Annotated in this window: 15 protein-coding genes; all 15 read left to right on the top strand. The window is 36.4% G+C overall.

Annotated elements, in window-relative coordinates:
• Window positions 1–65: 65 nt before the first annotated feature.
• Complete coding sequence (locus CWR45_RS13925) at window positions 66–1,016, top strand: carbohydrate ABC transporter permease (protein WP_245975426.1); 951 nt, start codon at window positions 66–68, stop codon at window positions 1,014–1,016.
• Window positions 1,013–1,834, top strand: coding sequence for a carbohydrate ABC transporter permease (locus tag CWR45_RS13920; RefSeq protein ID WP_115750466.1), 822 nt, complete (start codon window positions 1,013–1,015; stop codon window positions 1,832–1,834). The genes CWR45_RS13925 and CWR45_RS13920 overlap by 4 nt, the downstream gene beginning before the upstream one ends.
• A gap of 45 nt (window positions 1,835–1,879) precedes the next feature.
• Window positions 1,880–2,923 (top strand): Gfo/Idh/MocA family protein, encoded by a 1,044-nt coding sequence (locus CWR45_RS13915; protein ID WP_115750640.1) that lies wholly within the window; start codon window positions 1,880–1,882, stop codon window positions 2,921–2,923.
• Window positions 2,924–3,001: 78 nt separating this feature from the next.
• Window positions 3,002–3,706: a YesL family protein gene (locus CWR45_RS13910; RefSeq protein WP_170138870.1), complete on the top strand. Its 705-nt coding sequence runs from the start codon at window positions 3,002–3,004 to the stop codon at window positions 3,704–3,706.
• Between the two features lie 407 nt (window positions 3,707–4,113).
• Window positions 4,114–5,241, top strand: coding sequence for a 5-methyltetrahydropteroyltriglutamate--homocysteine S-methyltransferase (locus CWR45_RS13905; protein WP_115750464.1), 1,128 nt, complete (start codon window positions 4,114–4,116; stop codon window positions 5,239–5,241).
• Between the two features lie 285 nt (window positions 5,242–5,526).
• Window positions 5,527–5,733 (top strand): hypothetical protein, encoded by a 207-nt coding sequence (locus tag CWR45_RS13900; protein ID WP_115750639.1) that lies wholly within the window; start codon window positions 5,527–5,529, stop codon window positions 5,731–5,733.
• Between the two features lie 420 nt (window positions 5,734–6,153).
• Window positions 6,154–7,569 carry a sigma-54 interaction domain-containing protein gene (locus CWR45_RS13895; protein WP_170138869.1) on the top strand — a complete coding sequence of 472 codons (1,416 nt, stop codon included), beginning with the start codon at window positions 6,154–6,156 and terminating at the stop codon, window positions 7,567–7,569.
• Between the two features lie 267 nt (window positions 7,570–7,836).
• Window positions 7,837–8,580 carry an isochorismatase family protein gene (locus tag CWR45_RS13890; protein ID WP_115750462.1) on the top strand — a complete coding sequence of 248 codons (744 nt, stop codon included), beginning with the start codon at window positions 7,837–7,839 and terminating at the stop codon, window positions 8,578–8,580.
• A 144-nt stretch (window positions 8,581–8,724) separates the two neighbouring features.
• On the top strand, window positions 8,725–10,173 hold the full coding sequence (gene hydA / locus CWR45_RS13885) for a dihydropyrimidinase (RefSeq protein ID WP_115750461.1): 1,449 nt from the start codon (window positions 8,725–8,727) through the stop codon (window positions 10,171–10,173).
• Between the two features lie 368 nt (window positions 10,174–10,541).
• Window positions 10,542–11,408 carry a BglG family transcription antiterminator LicT gene (gene licT, locus CWR45_RS13880; protein ID WP_115750460.1) on the top strand — a complete coding sequence of 289 codons (867 nt, stop codon included), beginning with the start codon at window positions 10,542–10,544 and terminating at the stop codon, window positions 11,406–11,408.
• 212 nt (window positions 11,409–11,620) lie between these two features.
• Complete coding sequence (locus CWR45_RS13875) at window positions 11,621–13,546, top strand: beta-glucoside-specific PTS transporter subunit IIABC (protein WP_115750459.1); 1,926 nt, start codon at window positions 11,621–11,623, stop codon at window positions 13,544–13,546.
• Window positions 13,547–13,573: 27 nt separating this feature from the next.
• The gene (locus CWR45_RS13870) at window positions 13,574–15,007 is read left to right on the top strand and encodes a glycoside hydrolase family 1 protein (protein WP_115750458.1); all 1,434 of its coding nucleotides are present in this window, start codon (window positions 13,574–13,576) and stop codon (window positions 15,005–15,007) included.
• Between the two features lie 96 nt (window positions 15,008–15,103).
• Entirely contained in the window at window positions 15,104–16,534 is a 1,431-nt protein-coding gene (locus tag CWR45_RS13865) for a 6-phospho-beta-glucosidase (RefSeq protein WP_115750457.1), read from the top strand.
• Window positions 16,535–17,002: 468 nt separating this feature from the next.
• Window positions 17,003–17,509, top strand: coding sequence for an LURP-one-related/scramblase family protein (locus CWR45_RS13860; protein ID WP_115750456.1), 507 nt, complete (start codon window positions 17,003–17,005; stop codon window positions 17,507–17,509).
• A 331-nt stretch (window positions 17,510–17,840) separates the two neighbouring features.
• On the top strand, window positions 17,841–18,461 hold the full coding sequence (locus CWR45_RS13855; protein ID WP_115750455.1) for a hypothetical protein: 621 nt from the start codon (window positions 17,841–17,843) through the stop codon (window positions 18,459–18,461).
• Window positions 18,462–18,586: the final 125 nt, after the last annotated feature.

Raw genomic sequence — 18,586 nt, 5'->3', positions numbered from 1 at the left:
CAATAAATGGTGGATGCGCTAGTGCCCTTCCACCATTCCAACCCTATGTATAAGGAGGGAAAATCGTGACTACAGATATTACTTTAATAGACTCAATGGAGTCAAAGGAAACAAAATCAAAAAGTAAAATATCGAGGCAGAAATTGAGAAAGACAATAACGATTAGTCTCTTTATTGCCCCGGCATTCATTGTTTACTCTTTGTATGTTATCTATCCTATATTAGCCACATTAAATTATAGTTTTTTTGATTGGGATGGTGTAAGCGATAAAGTATTTATAGGTCTAGATAACTACATCACAATGTTCAATGATGATATTTTTTGGGTATCATTAAAAAATAACATTTGGATAGTATTCGCTTCGGTTTTTATTCAAATACCACTAGGGTTGGTCATGGCTTTGTTACTTTTTGCGCCAATTAGGGGGATACGATTATTTAATGGTGTTTACTTTATTCCCTTTCTTATGTCGACGGTTGCGGTCGGTATACTTTGGAGATTAATGTATGATCCAATTAATGGGGCAATAAATCAAGGGATAAACCTATTAGGCTTTGAAAATATTGCATGGCTTAGTGAACAAAATATAGCTATATTTTCTGTGCTGATGGTAATTGTGTGGCAGTTTTCTCCATTTTATATGATTCTTTTTAAAGCAGGAATTGTTGGCATATCAGAAGAGATGTATGAAGCAGCAGAAATTGATGGCGCGAATTATTTTCAAAAATTCATGAAAATTACTTTGCCATTACTTGCACCTACTATTGTGACATCGTCTATATTAGCGATTGTAGGATCTTTAAAATCATTTGATTTATTTTATATTATGACCGGCGGGGGACCAAATCACGGTACAGAAATCCTTGGAACATACATGTATAAACAAGCCTTTGTAAATTATAACATGGGGTATGGGAGCGCGGTTGCTTTTATAATGTTTGCGCTCGCCTTAGTTGTAGTGGTAATCATTCAGTCACTCGATCATTATCGTAAAAAGAAAGGTGATTATCTATGATTTCTATACTTAAGCGCAGTTTACTCTATATCCTCGCTATAGTCTTATTATTATTTACAGGCTATCCATTCATATACATGATTTCAACGGCATTAAAAAGCCAGCCGCAATTTTATGAGGCACCATTTTCCTTGTTTACCTCATTCAACCTTGAAAACGTCCAACTAGTTTTTGAGATGGGGTTAACGAGATATTTTACAAATAGTGTGCTGATAACTGTTCTATCTGTTTTGGCTGTTATGTTGTTTGCATCGATGGCCAGTTATCCTTTAAGTAGGATGAAATTTAAATTCAGAGGTGTCGTATATTTACTTTTCATTGCTGGAATGATGCTTCCTATTCATGCGACATTGATCCCTATATTCAAGCTCACACAAAGTATGGGATTATATGATAGCCTATGGGCATTATTAGGTCCGTATATAGCATTTAGTCTGCCAATATCAGTTTTCATATTGACCCAGTTTATGGCAGAAATTCCGAAGTCACTCGAAGAAGCAGCAGAGCTAGATGGTGCTTCGCATTTTAGTATTTTTGGAAGAGTTATTTTACCGATGGTTACCCCGGCTTTAATGACGGTGCTAATCTATAACTTTATCCATTTATGGAATGAATTTGTCTTTGCACTTGTATTAATTTCTACGTCAGAAAGAATGACACTCCCACTTGGATTGCAAAACTTTAAGGGAGAGTTTTCTGTTAATATACCAGGTTTAATGACCGCGTTGACACTTGCTAGTATACCGGTGCTCCTTATATACCTGTTTTCTCAAGAGAAAGTTACAACGGGCTTAGCTGGTGGAGCAGTAAAAGAGTAATAGGTGAAAAAAATTATGATATTTGGGGGAATGGACATGAACGCTATGAAGACATTAAAAGTTGGAGTGATTGGTTGCGGAAGTATCGCGAGAAGACGGCATTTGATTGAATACGAGGCAAATCCCAATGTGGAAATTGTAGCTGTTTGCGATATTGTTTATGAGCGTGCGGAGGAGATGGCTGCTAAATATAATGCAAAAGCTTTTACAGACTATAAAGCGTTACTTGCTATTGAAGGCCTTGATGCAGTAAGTGTATGCCTCCCGAATAATTTACATGCACCAGTTTCCATAGACGCTTTAAATGCTGGATATCATGTGTTGTGTGAGAAGCCGATGGCAGTATCTAAAGAGGAAGCAGAGAAAATGATTCAAGCAGCAGAAGAAAATGGTAAAAAAATGATGATTGCACATAATCAGCGTTTTGTCTCGTCACATCAAAAGGCAAAGAAATTGATTGAAAGTGGAGAAGTAGGGAAAATATATAGCTTTAAAACTACTTTCGGGCATCCAGGACCAGAAAATTGGAGCATCGATGGAAGGGGAAGTTGGTTCTTTGATAAAGAGAAAGCCTTTATTGGTGCGTTAGGAGATTTAGGCGTACATAAATCGGATTTAATACGATATTTATTAGGTGATATTGTGGAAGTGGGTGCATTTGTAGAAACAAATGCTAAAGAAAATACTGAAGTCGATGATAATGCTGTTTGCATCGTCAAAACGGAGGATGGAGTTATTGGTACGTTAACAGCCAGTTGGGCTTATACGTCAGGTGGAGATAATTCCACAGTGATTTATGGTGAAAATGCAACCTTAAGATTAGAAGAAGATCCAGTGTATTCACTAGTTGTTCAGTACAGCAACGGTGAAATAGTGAACTATGAATTAGATAAGATTCAGACAAATGAAGAAGATGGCCAAACAAATACACATGTTATTGATCATTTTGTCAATTCGGTAATTCATGATACAGAACCACTTATTAACGGTGAAGAAGGCATGAAATCATTAGAGGTTATTTTAGCGGCATTAGAATCGAATGAAACGAAGAGGATTATTTCAATTAATCGTAAAGTTGAAGTAATCTGAGTGCAGATAAGTTAATAAACACTCCGACAGAAACAGAGAAGATTCACCAATCGATAGGAAAAGGGGGAGATGAATAATTTGGAGAATTCTACTAGTCTTATGGGATCCCTTTATAGCTTATGTGATTGGGTCATGAGGTTCTCTATTATTAATTTGCTTTGGGTAATATTTAATTTACCGATAATAATATTCGCCACACTTATATTTTTTTCCGGGCAGCAAGAAGGATATTTTGTATTCGTATTTATTGCTGCGCTCATGATGCCATTCCTGTTTTTTCCGGCAACTACTGCAATGTTTGCTGCAATTAGACAATGGGTTATACAAGGTACGATAAGCCCATTGTTTAAATCATATTGGAAATATTATAAGGAAAATTATAAAAAAAGTATGTTCGGTGGTTTTATCATTACAGCTGCTTGGACAGTATTGATTGCCGACTATTATTATTTTATCGATAAAAATTCTTTTCTGTTATATATGCTAATTATAATAGGAGTTTTTCTATTTGTATTTTCGATGAATTTCTTTTCGGTGGTATCCCATTATCAATTGAATTTGTCGGCATTGTTAAAAAATGCATTGCTCGCCACAATCGGTAATCCGATATCTACTTTACTGATTCTTATAGGCAGTTGCATTATTTTATATTTAAGTTTTTATGTTTTACTCTTTCTTTTACCACTTTTTACTGGAACATTGATTGCCTACTTATCATTTAAACTTTTTTACAGAATGTATTTAAAAACAATTGAGAAGCAAAGAATTCATAGATCAAAGTAGTTTGTAGAAATATTGATTGGGATAAGTATTATTACATGATGTAGGATTCATCAATGTTTTATTTGCAGAAAAATCAATTGAACATGCTCGACCATGTGAGAAACGCAGAAATATTTCTATGTCTGTGTTTCTCACATGGTCGCTTAACATACCCTTTTATTCAAGCAATGGCGATAAAGTGGATACCGTTGCAGTTGCTGATGTAATGATTGAATGGGGGGCTATGGGGGTCATAGTTTAAAGCTATAGCAAAACATAGATTTTAGGTGTAACACTATATTGATTTACCAATGGTATACTTATTTAACATCAAACAAAAAAGAAGAGGATTGGCTTACGGTAATTACCTCTCTTCTTAGAATTCTAAATATCAGAATTTTGGCTAACATGAAGGAGAATGCATACAGATGGCAAATAAGTTAACATTAAAAGCTGACCATGTAGGGAGTTTTCTAAGAACGGAACCGATTAAACAAGCTAGAGCAGATTATGCAAATGGAAAAATTGATAAAACTTCCTTAAAAGAGGTAGAAGATATCGAGATTGAGAAGCTTGTACAAAAACAAATTGAAGTGGGCCTTAAATCAATAACGGATGGTGAGTTTAGACGCTCATGGTGGCACTTAGATTTCTTATCCGGTTTAGAAGGTGTCGAACAGTTTGAAACGGAATATGTAAGTAACTTCAAAGGTGCAAAAACTAGAAATAATGCCATCAAGGTTGTTAATAAAGTAGACTTTGATAATCATTATATGGTCGAACACTTTACATTCTTAAAAGATGCAGTAGAAAAATATGGTGATGGAAGTCAAGTTGCTAAGTTCGCAATTCCAAGTCCGAATATGCTATTCACGAGAATTCAGGGTGATGAGTATTATAACGGGAACAGAGAACAATTCTATCAAGATACAGTAGCAGCTTACCAAAAGGCAATTCAGGCCTTCTATGATGCAGGTTGCCGCTATTTGCAATTAGACGATACTTCTTGGATCGACTTTGTATCGGAAGAACGTATAAACGCAGTTGTTGAAAAGCTCAACATGGATGTAGGGGACATCATTAATACTAGAGTAAATTGTTTAAATGATGCGATTTCTAAGAAACCCGATGATATGATTATCACAATGCATATTTGTCGCGGGAACTTCAAATCTACCTATATTACTAGTGGAGGATATGATCATATATCCGATGCGATATTTGCTGACTTAAATGTAGATGGACTCTTCCTGGAATATGATGATAAACGTTCCGGTGACTTTGAACCATTAAAAAGCTTTAAACGTGATGACAAAGTTGTCGTACTAGGATTGATCACATCTAAATTTCCGGAACTTGAGGATGCAGACATGATTAAAGATAGAATAAAAGAAGCAAGCAAGTATATTCCTTTAGAAAACCTGGCATTAAGTCCTCAATGCGGATTTTCTAGTACGGAAGAAGGTAACATCTTAACAGAAGCAGAACAATGGAATAAAATAAGTCACTTAATTAACATCACTGAGAGTGTATGGGGTAAAGTACCTGCTAATTAGTGAGTGAATTAAAGGTGCCTGTCCCTCACTTCAAGCTTTAGTGAAGAGAGAGACAGGCTTTGTTCTATAAAAAATTCAGTGACAATTACTTAGGCTGTTTGTTGTGAAGTTTTTCAATTTGAATATATAATATAGTGAAAAACTACCGCATACATATTATGTATAGATCCGGCATATTCGGGAGTAAAGCAGGATTCAAGTATATTCGACAAAATGAATCATGAAGTTTCGCAAGAGTGGGAAGACATAAAACGAAATATGTATAGGTATAAGGGGAAAAAGGACATGAAGAAACAATACGAAGTAACCTTTACAATGATTAACGGAGAAGTAGGACATTTAATAGAAGAAACGAATCTGACTCGTGCAAGAAATTCGATAAAGAATCAATTTGAAGATAATATTGATAGCCCAGTTCTTGTTCTCACTGATGACTTAGTTCTTGTTAAGGCAAACGTTCAATATTTTGTAGTAAAAGAATACGAAGGTTAATAATAGAAAATACCCTATAGTGTGGACACTAAAAAGTCTACCTTTAGGGTATTTTTTGTAAAATGATAATAACCGTCTTCACTTTTCTATATATTTTATTTATTTTGATAATTTATGCTTTATTACAATGGTATATGAGTGTATGATGAAACTATAGCAAGAATGTATGCGTTTTATCAGCATCTATGAATAGAATCCTCCTCCGGAACATCACGTCTCCCTGCTCACACATAGAGGTGGCATATTACCGTAAATTCGCGCAGATTCGTATGAAGCCCAGGGACAGAACCTTCCAATAATGAACGAAATCCTAGACACTACTTCTGGCTCTTTTCGACTTAGCGCTTCATTGCTTCTTAAGCAAAAGTTCTACTTATTATTAGAGAAAGTTTAATGTTGTTTGTTATAGGAGGGAAAATATTGAGTCATTTGATGAGGGTTAAAGAAGAATTATTAGAACAAATCCCAGACTATATATTTGGGGGATTGGAGTTTTCCTCAGACGGTGTATTAATAGCAGACAGTAATGCAAATGTCCTTTATATCAATCCTGCTTATGAGGAAATATCTGGCCTGAAGAGATCAGATATTCTGGGGGAAAATTTAAAAAAACTTTTAGAAGAAAAAGCCTTCAATGAATCCGCATCATTAAAAGTATTAGAAACAAAACAGTCCATTTCATTAATCCATCGATATATTTCTGGCAGAACGGCACTTACAACAGCAGCTCCTATATATAACGCACAGAAAGAAATTATCGGAGTCATATGCAATACAAGAAATATCGAGGGCTTAAACAAACTAAAAAAAGAACTGGAAAAAGCAAATCTGATTAAACAGCACTACTCTCAGGAATTGCAGCTGTTAAGAAAAGAACATTTCTCCGCAAAAGGACTGATATACAAAAGCGAGGCGATGAAGGAGACGCTAAAGCTTGCTTCTACTGCAGCTAAATTTGATAGTACGATACTTATCACTGGAGAATCTGGGACAGGAAAGGAAGTCCTTAGCAGCTTTATTTATCAAAACAGTAATAGAAAAGATAAACCCTTTATTAGAGTTAATTGTGCAGCAATACCTAAGGAACTATTTGAATCTGAACTCTTTGGCTACATGCCTGGATCGTTCACAGGTGCATCAAACTCTGGAAAGGCTGGTATGTTTGAGCTTGCAAATACTGGGACGATACTTTTGGATGAGGTTGGGGAACTTACAATGCCGATTCAATCCAAATTACTAAGAGTGATTCAAGAAAAAGAAGTATTTCGAATTGGCGGCACGAAGCCTATCAAGCTAGATGTAAGAATTATCGCTTCAACAAATAGAAATCTCCTGGAAGAGATTAAAAATAATTCATTTAGAGAAGATCTGTATTTCAGGCTAAATGTGTTTCCCATCACGATTCCTCCCCTTAGGAAACGCCTGGAGGATATACCAGAGATGATCCATTATTTTATGAAGAATCTTAACAGTAAATACAATAAAAACGTCATCACATCCGAAGAGCTTATCGATGCACTGGTAAAGTATTCATGGCCAGGAAATGTAAGAGAATTGCAAAATATAGTGGAATACATGTTTATTATGAACGAAAGAGATGTCATAGGCTTTGAACAGCTGCCAGATAAGATTCTTAATGAACATGTGCTTATGGATGGATATAAACACGCCGAAGAAAATAAGGGGAAATTAGAATTTCTGATGGGGGTCTATGAAAAAATTATCTTGGAGTCTGCATTAAGCAAACATACTTCCTTGAGAAAAGCAGCAAAAGCGTTAGGGATAAATCCTTCTACTCTTTCCAGAAAAATAAAAAAATATGATATTGGTAGTTAAGAAAGTATAAAGCATTATCAAGTTTCCAAAGGAATTTATAGACTGTTGCATTTATGCAATATTCGTAATATTGTTGCATAAATGAAAACGTTGTCAATCCGCTTTTGTTATCTTGCTTTATGAGCTGCTGTTGCATTTACGCAACAGTCAATGAGATTTTTATGATTGCTTTTCCCTTCATATGAACATTTTAAAAGTTGGCATGGTTATTGCAATAGATATAGGTAGTAAGATAACTACTTTCAAATATGAAGGAGGATTTACAAAATGAGCGAAAAGTATAAAGACAATCAAGGGAATTATGAATTTGACCAGGAATTATTAGAAAAGGCGTTTGCCGAGGCAAGAAAAATTTATAAGGAAAGAGGATTTCAAAAAAGAATGGGCTTTGGTAAAGCGCCAGCTATTACTACAGTCGATATGGCTAAAGCTTGGATGAGTGAAGGACATCCATTTACTTGTAACAACAATGATGAAATTTGTGCAAATGCTTTAAAAGTATTAGAAGCGGGGAGAAAATCTGGTGTTCCAATATTCCACACTACGACAGGCTACGTAGGAAAAGAACAATGGGACTTACCTAGATGGAACGAAAAAATTCCAATGGATAAATTGGAAATTGATTCGGAATGGATGGAAATCGATCCAAAACTAAAACCTAGACCAGAAGAGCCTGTGATCCATAAAAAGTATGCAAGTAATTTCTTTGGGACACATTTAGCACAAACGTTAGTGAAGCTTGGAGTAGATACGCTAATCGTTATGGGAGCAACAGCTTGTGCATGTGTGAGACATACTGTAATGGACTCTACTGGATACGGATTTAAAACAATTGTACCAGAAGGAACGATTGGTGATAGAGTTCCGGGAGTTGTTGAATGGAATCTATTTGATATGGACGCGAAATTTGCAGATGTCTTATCAGTTGATGAAGTCGTTGAATATTTAAACCGCATAGATGACAGCGTTTACAATGGTTATAAAGCAAAGCAAGTAACGCAATTGACATAATAATATAAACAAGGGATGCCTCATTTAAGGCATCCCTGATTTTTACGGTAGTTAGGTAGTGAAGAAGGTGTACCTGCTTTCTTACTACATAAGTGCAGTAAAAGCAGTAATTGGTATCCATCCATTTAAAAGGGAGTGACATGAATGCGTTTATTGATAAAAAACGGAAACATTCTATCTACAGAAGGCGAATATAAGTCAGATATCTACGTCGAAGGGGAAAAAATCGTAGCAATCGGTAAGGATTTAAATTATGATGCTGACCAAATAGTAGATGCCACAGGAAAGTACGTTTTTCCTGGCGGAGTCGATGAGCATGTTCACTACGGATCATTCGGAACACTGGATTTTAATACGAGTAATGCACCTGTTGTTGGTGGAACAACAACTATCGTGGATTTTCCAAACCAGATAGAAGGAAGAAGTATAAGGGATTCTGTAAATGCAGCTAATGAAAAGGCGAAAGACGTTGCCATGGTTGATTATGCTTTCCATGGAATGGTCATGTATCCGACAGAAGATCTTTTTGATGAAATTTTAACCCTTCCAGATGCAGGGATATCTACAATAAAGTTCTTTATGGCATATAAAGGAACACCATATATGGTCAATGACGATTGGATTTTCAGAGCCCTGCAAGTTGCTAAAGAAGCTGGAGTAACTGTATTTCTTCATGCTGAAAACGGCGAATTGGTTAGTCTGCTGCAAAAGCAGCTTATAAGCGAAGGAAAAACAGATCCTATCTATCATGCAGCTTCCAGACCGCCAATCGTTGAGGCAGAGGCAACAAGAAGAGCGATTTATATGGCGGAACTTGCGGATTCCCCTTTATTTTTCGTTCACGTATCAACAAAGGAATCGATGGAAGCAATCAGAGATGCCTATGAATCAGGACTTTCCATTTACGGTGAAACCTGTACCCATTATCTCACGCTTACAGAAGAATCCCTGGCAAAACCAAATTTTGAAGGAGCAAAGTTTGTATGTTCTCCTGCACTTAGAAAAGAGGAGCATGTAGATGCACTTTGGCAAGCGGTTCAAAAAGGATGGCTGAAGGCAGTAGGCTCAGACCATGCAGCAAATGTCGGCGGTTTTGAAGTGGATAAGAAGAAAGGGATACATGACTTCACGAAAATCCCAAATGGATGTCCGAGCGCTCAAGATCGGCTTGCCCTGCTATGGACTTATGGAGTAGAAACAAAAAAGATAACGAAAGAAAAGTTTGTCGAACTCTTTGCTACGAATCCTGCTAAGGTAGTTGGCCTCCCTGGAAAAGGTCAAATCGCTATCGGCTACGATGCAGATATCGTAATCTTTGATCCAGAGTACAGAGGGAAAATAACTGTGGAAGAAAGTTACCATCAAAGTGATTATAACACCTTTGAGGGCATGGAAATGATTGGCAGACCTGAAAAAGTTTACCTTCGTGGACAGCTGACAGCTGAAAATGGCAAATTTGTTGGAAGAAAAGGACAAGGTAAATACATCAAGGCCAAGCCATATGGTTTATGCTATGATGAATTTAAAGAAAAAGAAGCTGTAGATGAATATGCGGCAAACAACTTGTCCCTTCAAGGATCTGTTAAATCATAAAATGAAAGAGGAACAGGTATCATGGGATTTCGCACGTGGTACCTGTCTCTTTCGTTGTATGTCTTAATCGCATTGATACATACATTATTAAGCCTATTCAAGATTGATTGACTTTGAATTGAATATCCCTTTTATTCTAGGTATTGATACCTGGTATTTTTTATAAAATTTACACTTTTCATTGCATTTGAAACCGCAATCATATATAATAAACTTAACTTAAAGGGTTGTTACTGTTAGGCAGGCAAAACCTGGGTTAATTAATCTGTGGGGGATTTTTTATCTGCAGTTTAGTTAATCCAGGTTTTTTTCTAAAAAGAATATGTAGTAAAAGTATCATAAAATACGCTTTTCAGGTGTGAGTGTAGATGAAAATAGTGAAGGTATTAAACAATAATGTAGTAATGACTAAGAATAAATCAGACCAGGAAATGGTTGTTGTAGGCAAAGGTTTAGCGTTTCAGAAAAAGGTTGGGGATATGATTGACACAACCAATATTGAGAAAACCTTTGTACTGGAAAGCTCTAATGTAGCATTAAAGCTTGCGGAATTAATGAAAGATACACCAGGGAAATTCCTTGATCTATCTTACAAAATTCTCGAATTGGCTAAATCGCGTCTTACATATAAATTGGATGATTATTTATATGTTGCGTTAACCGATCACTTGAGCTTTGCGATTACAAGGCATAATAACGGAATTAATCTGAAAAACCCTTTGCTATGGGAAATCCGTAGATACTATAAACAGGAATTCCAGATAGCTCTTGAAGCTCTTGACATCGTGGAAAGAGAAACAGGGGTTAGATTAACGGAAGACGAAGCAGCTTCTATCGCATTGCATTTAGTCAATAGTCAGCTTTCCGGTGAAAATATGATGGCGGCAGTTAAAGTTACTGAAATGGTTAATAATATCTTAAATATCGTAAAATACTATTTTAAAATAGAATTAGATGAAGAATCGATTAATTACGAACGATTTTTGACACATCTACGCTTTTTTACGATTCGTTTTATCCGTAATGAAAAATCGGGTAATATGTATGACAATTTTCTATATGAACAAGTAAAACAAAAATATACAGATGCATTTCAATGTACAGAAAGAATTGCAAACTATATTGCTCAAGATTATAATTGGGAGATTTCTAATGATGAAAAGGTCTATTTAACTTTGCATATCCATCGTATTACCAGTAGGCTGAGTTTAAATACTGATTTTTCAAATTATTAAAATAGAGTTCGTTTATTTAGTAAAGAAAGCGTTGACATTCATTAAAACTGTCGTATAATGTAATTAATATTAAATACTGAATAGAAGGAATGTTACCTCTTTTTGGGCATAACCTGGATTAATTTTGAATGCGTATATTGCGTGTTCAAAAGTAATTCAGGTTTTTTATTTGAATCATAACTATATTTTAAAATGGAAAGCAGGGAGCGAGAATGAAGTACGAGCAATTGGCAGAGGACATTATTAAAAATGTTGGCGGAAAAGAAAATGTTAACAGTGTTGTACATTGTATTACCCGTTTGCGTTTTAAGCTGAAAGATGAGGAAAAGGCGCAAACAGAAGTACTAAAAAATATGGATGGTGTTGTCACTGTTATGAAAAGTGGCGGCCAGTATCAAGTTGTTATTGGTAATCACGTGCCTGATGTGTATAAAGCAGTAGTAACAGAAGGTGGATTCCAAGACGCTGCTCCAGTTGATGCCGATGGAGGGGAAAAGGGGAATTTGTTCAATCGTTTTATTGATATGATTTCTGGTATCTTTACGCCAATACTTGGAGTATTAGCTGCATCAGGTATGATTAAAGGTTTTAATGCATTGTTTGTCGCAATTGGATGGCTCGATCAGGAAGGTGGAACATATCAAATATTAAATGCCATTGGTGATGGATTGTTCTACTTCTTACCGGTACTTTTAGGATATACAGCAATGAAGAAATTCGGTGGAACGCCATTCTTGGGTATGGTCATTGCAATGGCACTGGTTTATCCGGCGCTTGAAGGAATACCTAAGACAGGAGAGGCTTTATACACACTATTTGCAGGAACGATGTTTGAATCACCAATTTATATCGAATTTTTTGGTATTCCAGTTATCTTGATGACATATTCCATGTCCGTTATACCAATTATTGTATCCGCATTCTTTGCAACAAAGCTGGAAAATTTTTTATCTAAAGTAATTCCATCAATTATAAAAGCATTTTTAGTTCCAATGTTTACATTGCTTATTATTATTCCATTAACATTTATTATTATTGGTCCAATTGCAACTTGGGCAAGTCAGATGCTTGGAACAGCAACCGTTTGGATTTATGATTTAAGTCCAGTTATTGCAGGAGTATTCCTTGGTGGTTTCTGGTTAGTATTTGTTATGTTTGGACTGCATTGGGGTCTTGTTCCGATTGCAATTAATAACTTTGCAGTTGCAGGTGTTGACCCAATTTTAGCATTGGTATTCGTTCACTCATTTGCATTAGCAGGAGCCATTCTAGCTGTTTGGTTAAAAACAAAAAATCAAAAAACAAAGGTACTTAGTGCACCAGCATTTATATCATCTGTCTTTGGTGTTACGGAACCTGCGATGTATGGTATCGCATTGCCACTTAAGAAACCATTTATTTTCACAATTATTTCATCAGCAATTGGTGGTGGGTTACTAGGATTCTTTGGTACAAAAGGATATGTGTTGGGTGGTCTTGGCATATTCCAATTCCCTAGTCTAATCCATCCAGAAGAAGGCTTAAACTTGGCATTCTGGGGTTCTGTTATTGCAGTTGTTGTAGGAACCGTCTTAGCCTTCGTATTAACATACTTCTTTGGCGGCATTAACAAAAACGAAGCAGGCACAGTGCAAACAGAGGAAGCAGCTCAACAAGCAGGAGCGACTACAGCACAAGGCGTAAAAAATGAAGTTTTAGTTAGTCCTTTCAATGGAACTGTAAAAGCTTTAGCAACTATTGAAGATGCTGCCTTTTCTTCAGGGGCATTAGGACAAGGTGTGGCGATTGAACCTGCTGAAGGGAAGCTGTTTTCACCTGTATCTGGAATTGTAACGGTATTATTCCCTACAAACCACGCAATTGGCATTACATCTGATGAAGGTGCGGAAGTGTTAATCCATGTTGGTATGGATACAGTACAGTTGGGCGGGAAGCATTTTACGGCTCATACCGCTCAAGGAAACCGTGTTGAAAAAGGTCAATTATTAATTGAGTTTGATACGGATGCAATAAAAGAAGCAGGCTTTATTTTAACAACTCCTGTAGTTGTTACAAACTATGATCAATATGAAATAAAAGTAATCAGCGAACAGAAAGTTAACACTGGGGACTTGTTATTGAAATTAAAAATAAAATAAATCAATTTATACTTAGGAGGAATAAAAATGACAAAACGATTTCCAGAAGGATTTTTATGGGGCGGCGCAACAGCTGCCAATCAATTAGAAGGAGCTTCCTTAGAAGGTGGAAAGGGACTCAATCTTGCAGATGTTTTACCTGGTGGAAAATCAAGACTAAACGTAATGTCACAAACTGGGTTTGACTTTGAAATAGATGAATCGAAATATACGTATCCCAATCATGTGGCGATTGATTTCTATCATCGCTATAAAGAAGATATTGCTCTCTTTGCGGAAATGGGCTTTAAAGTATTCCGTCTGAGTATTGCCTGGAGCCGTATTTTTCCTAATGGTGATGAGCTGGAGCCAAATGAGGAAGGGCTTGCTTTCTATGATAATGTTTTTGATGAACTGCATAAACATGCAATTGAGCCATTAGTTACAATCGCACATTATGAAACTCCCCTGCATTTGATAAAGGAGTACGGCGGATGGAAGAATCGTAAATTGATTGGTTTCTTTGAAAGATATGTAAGAACTATCTTTACACGCTATAAAGATAAAGTTAAATACTGGTTAACGTTCAATGAGATAAACGGCGCAACGCATATGCCTTTATTTGGTCTAGGATTTTCACCGGATAGCGAAGAAACTCGTATGCAGGATAGCTTCCAAGGCTTGCATCACCAATTTGTTGCTAGCGCAATGGCGGTTAAAATGGGCCATGAGATTATTCCAGAGTCACTGGTTGGCTGCATGCTGATTTATGCACCGGTTTATTCGTATGATTCAAACCCGGAAAATGTAATGTATGTTAGACAGGAAGCGGATATATTTAATTTCTTGTGTGGGGATGTACAGGTTCGAGGGGAATACCCTTACTTTGCTAAGCGATATTTCAAAGAGAATAATGTCGAGCTTGATATCCAGGAAGGTGATTTGGAAACTATTAAAGAAGGGACAGTAGACTTCATTTCATTCAGTTACTACATGTCACGCACAGATAAAAAAGTAAAATCACCTGAAGAAATTGGACAAGGTAATTTAATTGGCGGCATTAAAAATCCATTCTTAAAAGCAAGTGATTGGGGATGGGAAATAGACCCTGTTGGTTTAAGAATTTCTCTAAACGAGCTGTATGGCCGTTACCAAAAGCCTTTAATGGTTGTGGAAAATGGATTAGGTGCATATGACAAAGTAGAAGCAGACGGCTCAATCAATGATGACTACCGAATTGATTATCTTAGTGAGCATGTTGACCAAATGAGAGAAGCAATTGAAGATGGTGTAGAATTAATCGGCTATACGAGCTGGGGATGTATTGATTTAGTAAGTGCTTCTTCTGGCGAATACTCTAAACGTTATGGTTTCATTTATGTAGACAAGCATGATGATGGTACTGGTACATTAGAACGTAAACGCAAAAAATCATTCTACTGGTATAAAGAAGTTATTGCTACAAATGGAGAAAATCTATAATTGTTATTATAACAGATAGATAGAAGGATAGTCGGATAAAAGAAAAGGAAAGTGAATACCTTTCCTTTATACATATGTTGAAAAGGAGACTGTATCATGTCAAAATTTCCTGAAGGGTTTTTATGGGGGGGCGCTTTAGCTGCTAATCAAGTGGAGGGCGCATATTTAGAAGGTGGAAAAGGATTAACAACTGTCGATTTGATGCCGACTGGAGAAAAACGCTGGCAAATTGCAATAGGAAACATTGATACATTAACGCCTATTGAAGGCGAATATTATCCATCACATAAGGCAATTGATTTCTACCATCGTTATAAAGAGGACATTGCCTTGTTCGCTGAAATGGGCTTTAAAGCATTGCGTGTTTCGATTTCCTGGGCACGAATTTTCCCTAATGGAGATGATGAGGCGCCAAACGAAGCGGGACTGCAGTTTTATGATGATTTATTTGATGAATTAATCAAACACAATATTGAACCTGTCGTAACAATCGCTCACTTTGATGTACCAGTAAACTTAGTTGAAAGATATGGAAGCTGGAGAAGTCGAAAGCTTGTTGATTTTTTTGAAACGTATGCTAGAACAATCTTCGAACGATATAAAGAAAAAGTGAAATATTGGATGACATTTAATGAAATCAATATGCTGCTTCATATGCCATTTGTCGGTGCTGGCCTTGTGTTTAAAGAAGGTGAAAATGAAACACAAATTAAATATCAGGCAGCACATCACCAGCTTGTTGCAAGTGCACGTGCTGTGAAGGCATGCCATGAAATGATTCCAGATGCAAAAATTGGCTGCATGCTTGCAGCAGGACAAACTTATCCGTATACGAGTAATCCAGATGATATTTACAAAGCAATGGAAAAGGATCGTGAATCATTCTTCTTCATTGATGTTCAGTCCCGAGGTGAATACCCTGGCTATGCCAAACGCTTCTTTAAAGACAACGACCTGACAATCGAAATGGAAGAAGAAGATGCCGCATTATTGAAAAATCACACGGTTGATTATATCGGGTTTAGCTATTATTCAAGCAGAACAACGAGTACGGATCCAGAGATTTTAAAGGGGATTACAAGTGGAAACGTATTTGGTTCCGTTACTAATCCATATTTAGAAACTTCAGAGTGGGGATGGACGATTGATCCTAAAGGTTTCCGTATCACTGCAAATCAGCTTTATGATCGCTATCAAAAGCCATTGTTTGTCGTGGAAAATGGTCTTGGTGCGGTTGATGAAATAACTGCAGATGGAACAATTGATGACGACTATCGAATTGATTACTTACAAAAGCATGTTGCTGAAATGGGCGAGGCAATCGAGGATGGGGTGGAAATTATCGGCTATACGAGCTGGGGACCAATTGACATCGTCAGTGCATCTACTGGAGAAATGAAGAAACGATATGGCTATATTTATGTTGACCGAGATAATGAAGGAAATGGTTCACTAAAACGTATGAAAAAGAAAAGCTTTGATTGGTATAAGAATGTAATTGCGACAAATGGCGAAAAGTTATCATAAGTAAAATGAAGTCCCATCATTTGATATCGTGTCAAATTGTGGGACTTTCCTTTGCTTAGAATTGTATTGGCATAAGGGATACTCTAATAGATATAGGTCGGCTTCACTATTGATAGAACTAGATAGTTATCCAGATGAATTAAAAGAAGGTTAGCGGGAAAAGAGCCAGGATGGTATGAATTACGTTTAACAATTATGCTATTCTTTATCGCGTTGAAATGCCCTTTTTCTAGTAGAAAGTCCGTTATTTTAGAAAGCATTCAATGTATTTTTTTTATTAGTTCTTGTCTAGCCTACATTAATCATACACTATAAGTGATTTTATTATTAAATGTCCTATTTATATAATTTTGTATCCTTTGATATTTTAAATTAATGAGTAATTCAATAGCATTGAATTGTGATAGACTTTATATTAGAAAATATAATTTTTATGTATTATAGGCGCTAAACCAAAGGAGGCATAGCATGAAGCAACTGTATATTAAACAAAAGGTGTTCAGTCTAAGCGGCAAGTTTACGGTAAAGGATCAGCAGGAACAAGATGTTTATTATGTGGAGGGCAGTTTTATGCGAATCCCAAAGACCTTCTCCATTATGAATGCAGCAAGAGACGAAGTTGCGCTCATTACAAAAAAGATGTTCAGCTTTTTGCCGAAGTTTTTTGTTGAGGTGAATAATCAAGAGGTGCTGACGATTAAGAAGGATTTTTCTTTCTTTAAAGCACGCTATACGATTGATGCGGCAGGTATTGAGGTTAAAGGAAATTGGTGGGACATGAATTTCCAAGTGTACCAGCATGGTGAGGTCGTCGGAGAAGTAAGCAAGGAGTGGTTCACTTGGGGCGATAGCTACAAGGTTCAAGTATTGAAGGAAGAGATGGAGACGATTATGATTGCGCTCGTAGTTGCCATAGATTGTGTGAAGGCTGACGAATCAGCTGCTTCCTCAGCAGGCGGTGCCGACTTTGCGTAGGGACGTATATATTTACAGTTGAAGTAACATTCAAAAGTGGGGAATCATGAACAGATTTCCTGCTTTTTATTATGGGTAAATTTGTTAGGAAAGTGATGTCTACTTTTGTAAATATTACATTTTTAGAAGATAGAAACACTTTCATTGAAGAGCATCGTATCAAAGACAGTATCAGTTCGGTAGAATCATAACATCTAGCCCTTTATTCCTGTTTTTCTTGTCGTTTGAAACCGACTACGCTCGATAATCGTATAATATTGTAACGAGATAATTATGCTTTACATGCTTGTCATTTTAGAAACTAGCATAGATAGACATAAGGGGGAGTCAGATGAGAGAGAATAGAAAGCGGATTTCAGAAACCAATATTTTTAACGTTATCATTGTATGTATAATGATAGCTCCAATAATGGGTGCCCTTACTGAGAATTTGAAGCTTTTCATAGCCACTATGTGTACCATTCCAGTCGTTGTTCTTCTATTATTTATACTATGGTTAAAGTATGGATATAGTGGTATCCACCTCAATAGTATTAATGTGTTTGTCATGTTAATTATGATATTTTTCTATTCAGCAATTCCGCTGTTTAGTATTGTTTGGGGGACCTGGGTTGGATGGTTAATCATTTTAGTCCATATCATTACATTTATGATTGGGTTTATTAACAGGGAGAAGATTGCCTGTAATATTAATGGCATTGATGAAGATGGGAATAGGGCACCACCTAAGTTTCTGCTCTATTACTATATAGGAATGCTTGTTCTTGGGATAGGTGGTATTATCACCATGCGAGTTACAATAGCAACAGAGGGGAGCCTAGTTATCTTTTTTGGCTTCTTGCATCTAATCATCTACTACATATTTGCGATTAGTCCTATATTCCTAATTGATCCAAAACGCGCATTAGAAATGGGGATAGTTTCGCAAAGCCATTATGACGAATACTATTAATTTTTACTACCTCTCCGTTAAGAAAAAGCTTCGGGACTATGTGCGTGAATGATTCTTCAACTATTAAAACCTCTACCAGCATTAGGTAAAGGTTTTTTAACTGTCCTGCTGCCGACAATATCAAT

The sequence above is a fragment of the Oceanobacillus chungangensis genome, from assembly GCF_003369565.1.
Taxonomy (GTDB): Bacteria; Bacillota; Bacilli; order Bacillales; family Amphibacillaceae; genus Oceanobacillus; species Oceanobacillus chungangensis.
This window is presented reverse-complemented; position numbering and strand designations above follow the sequence as displayed.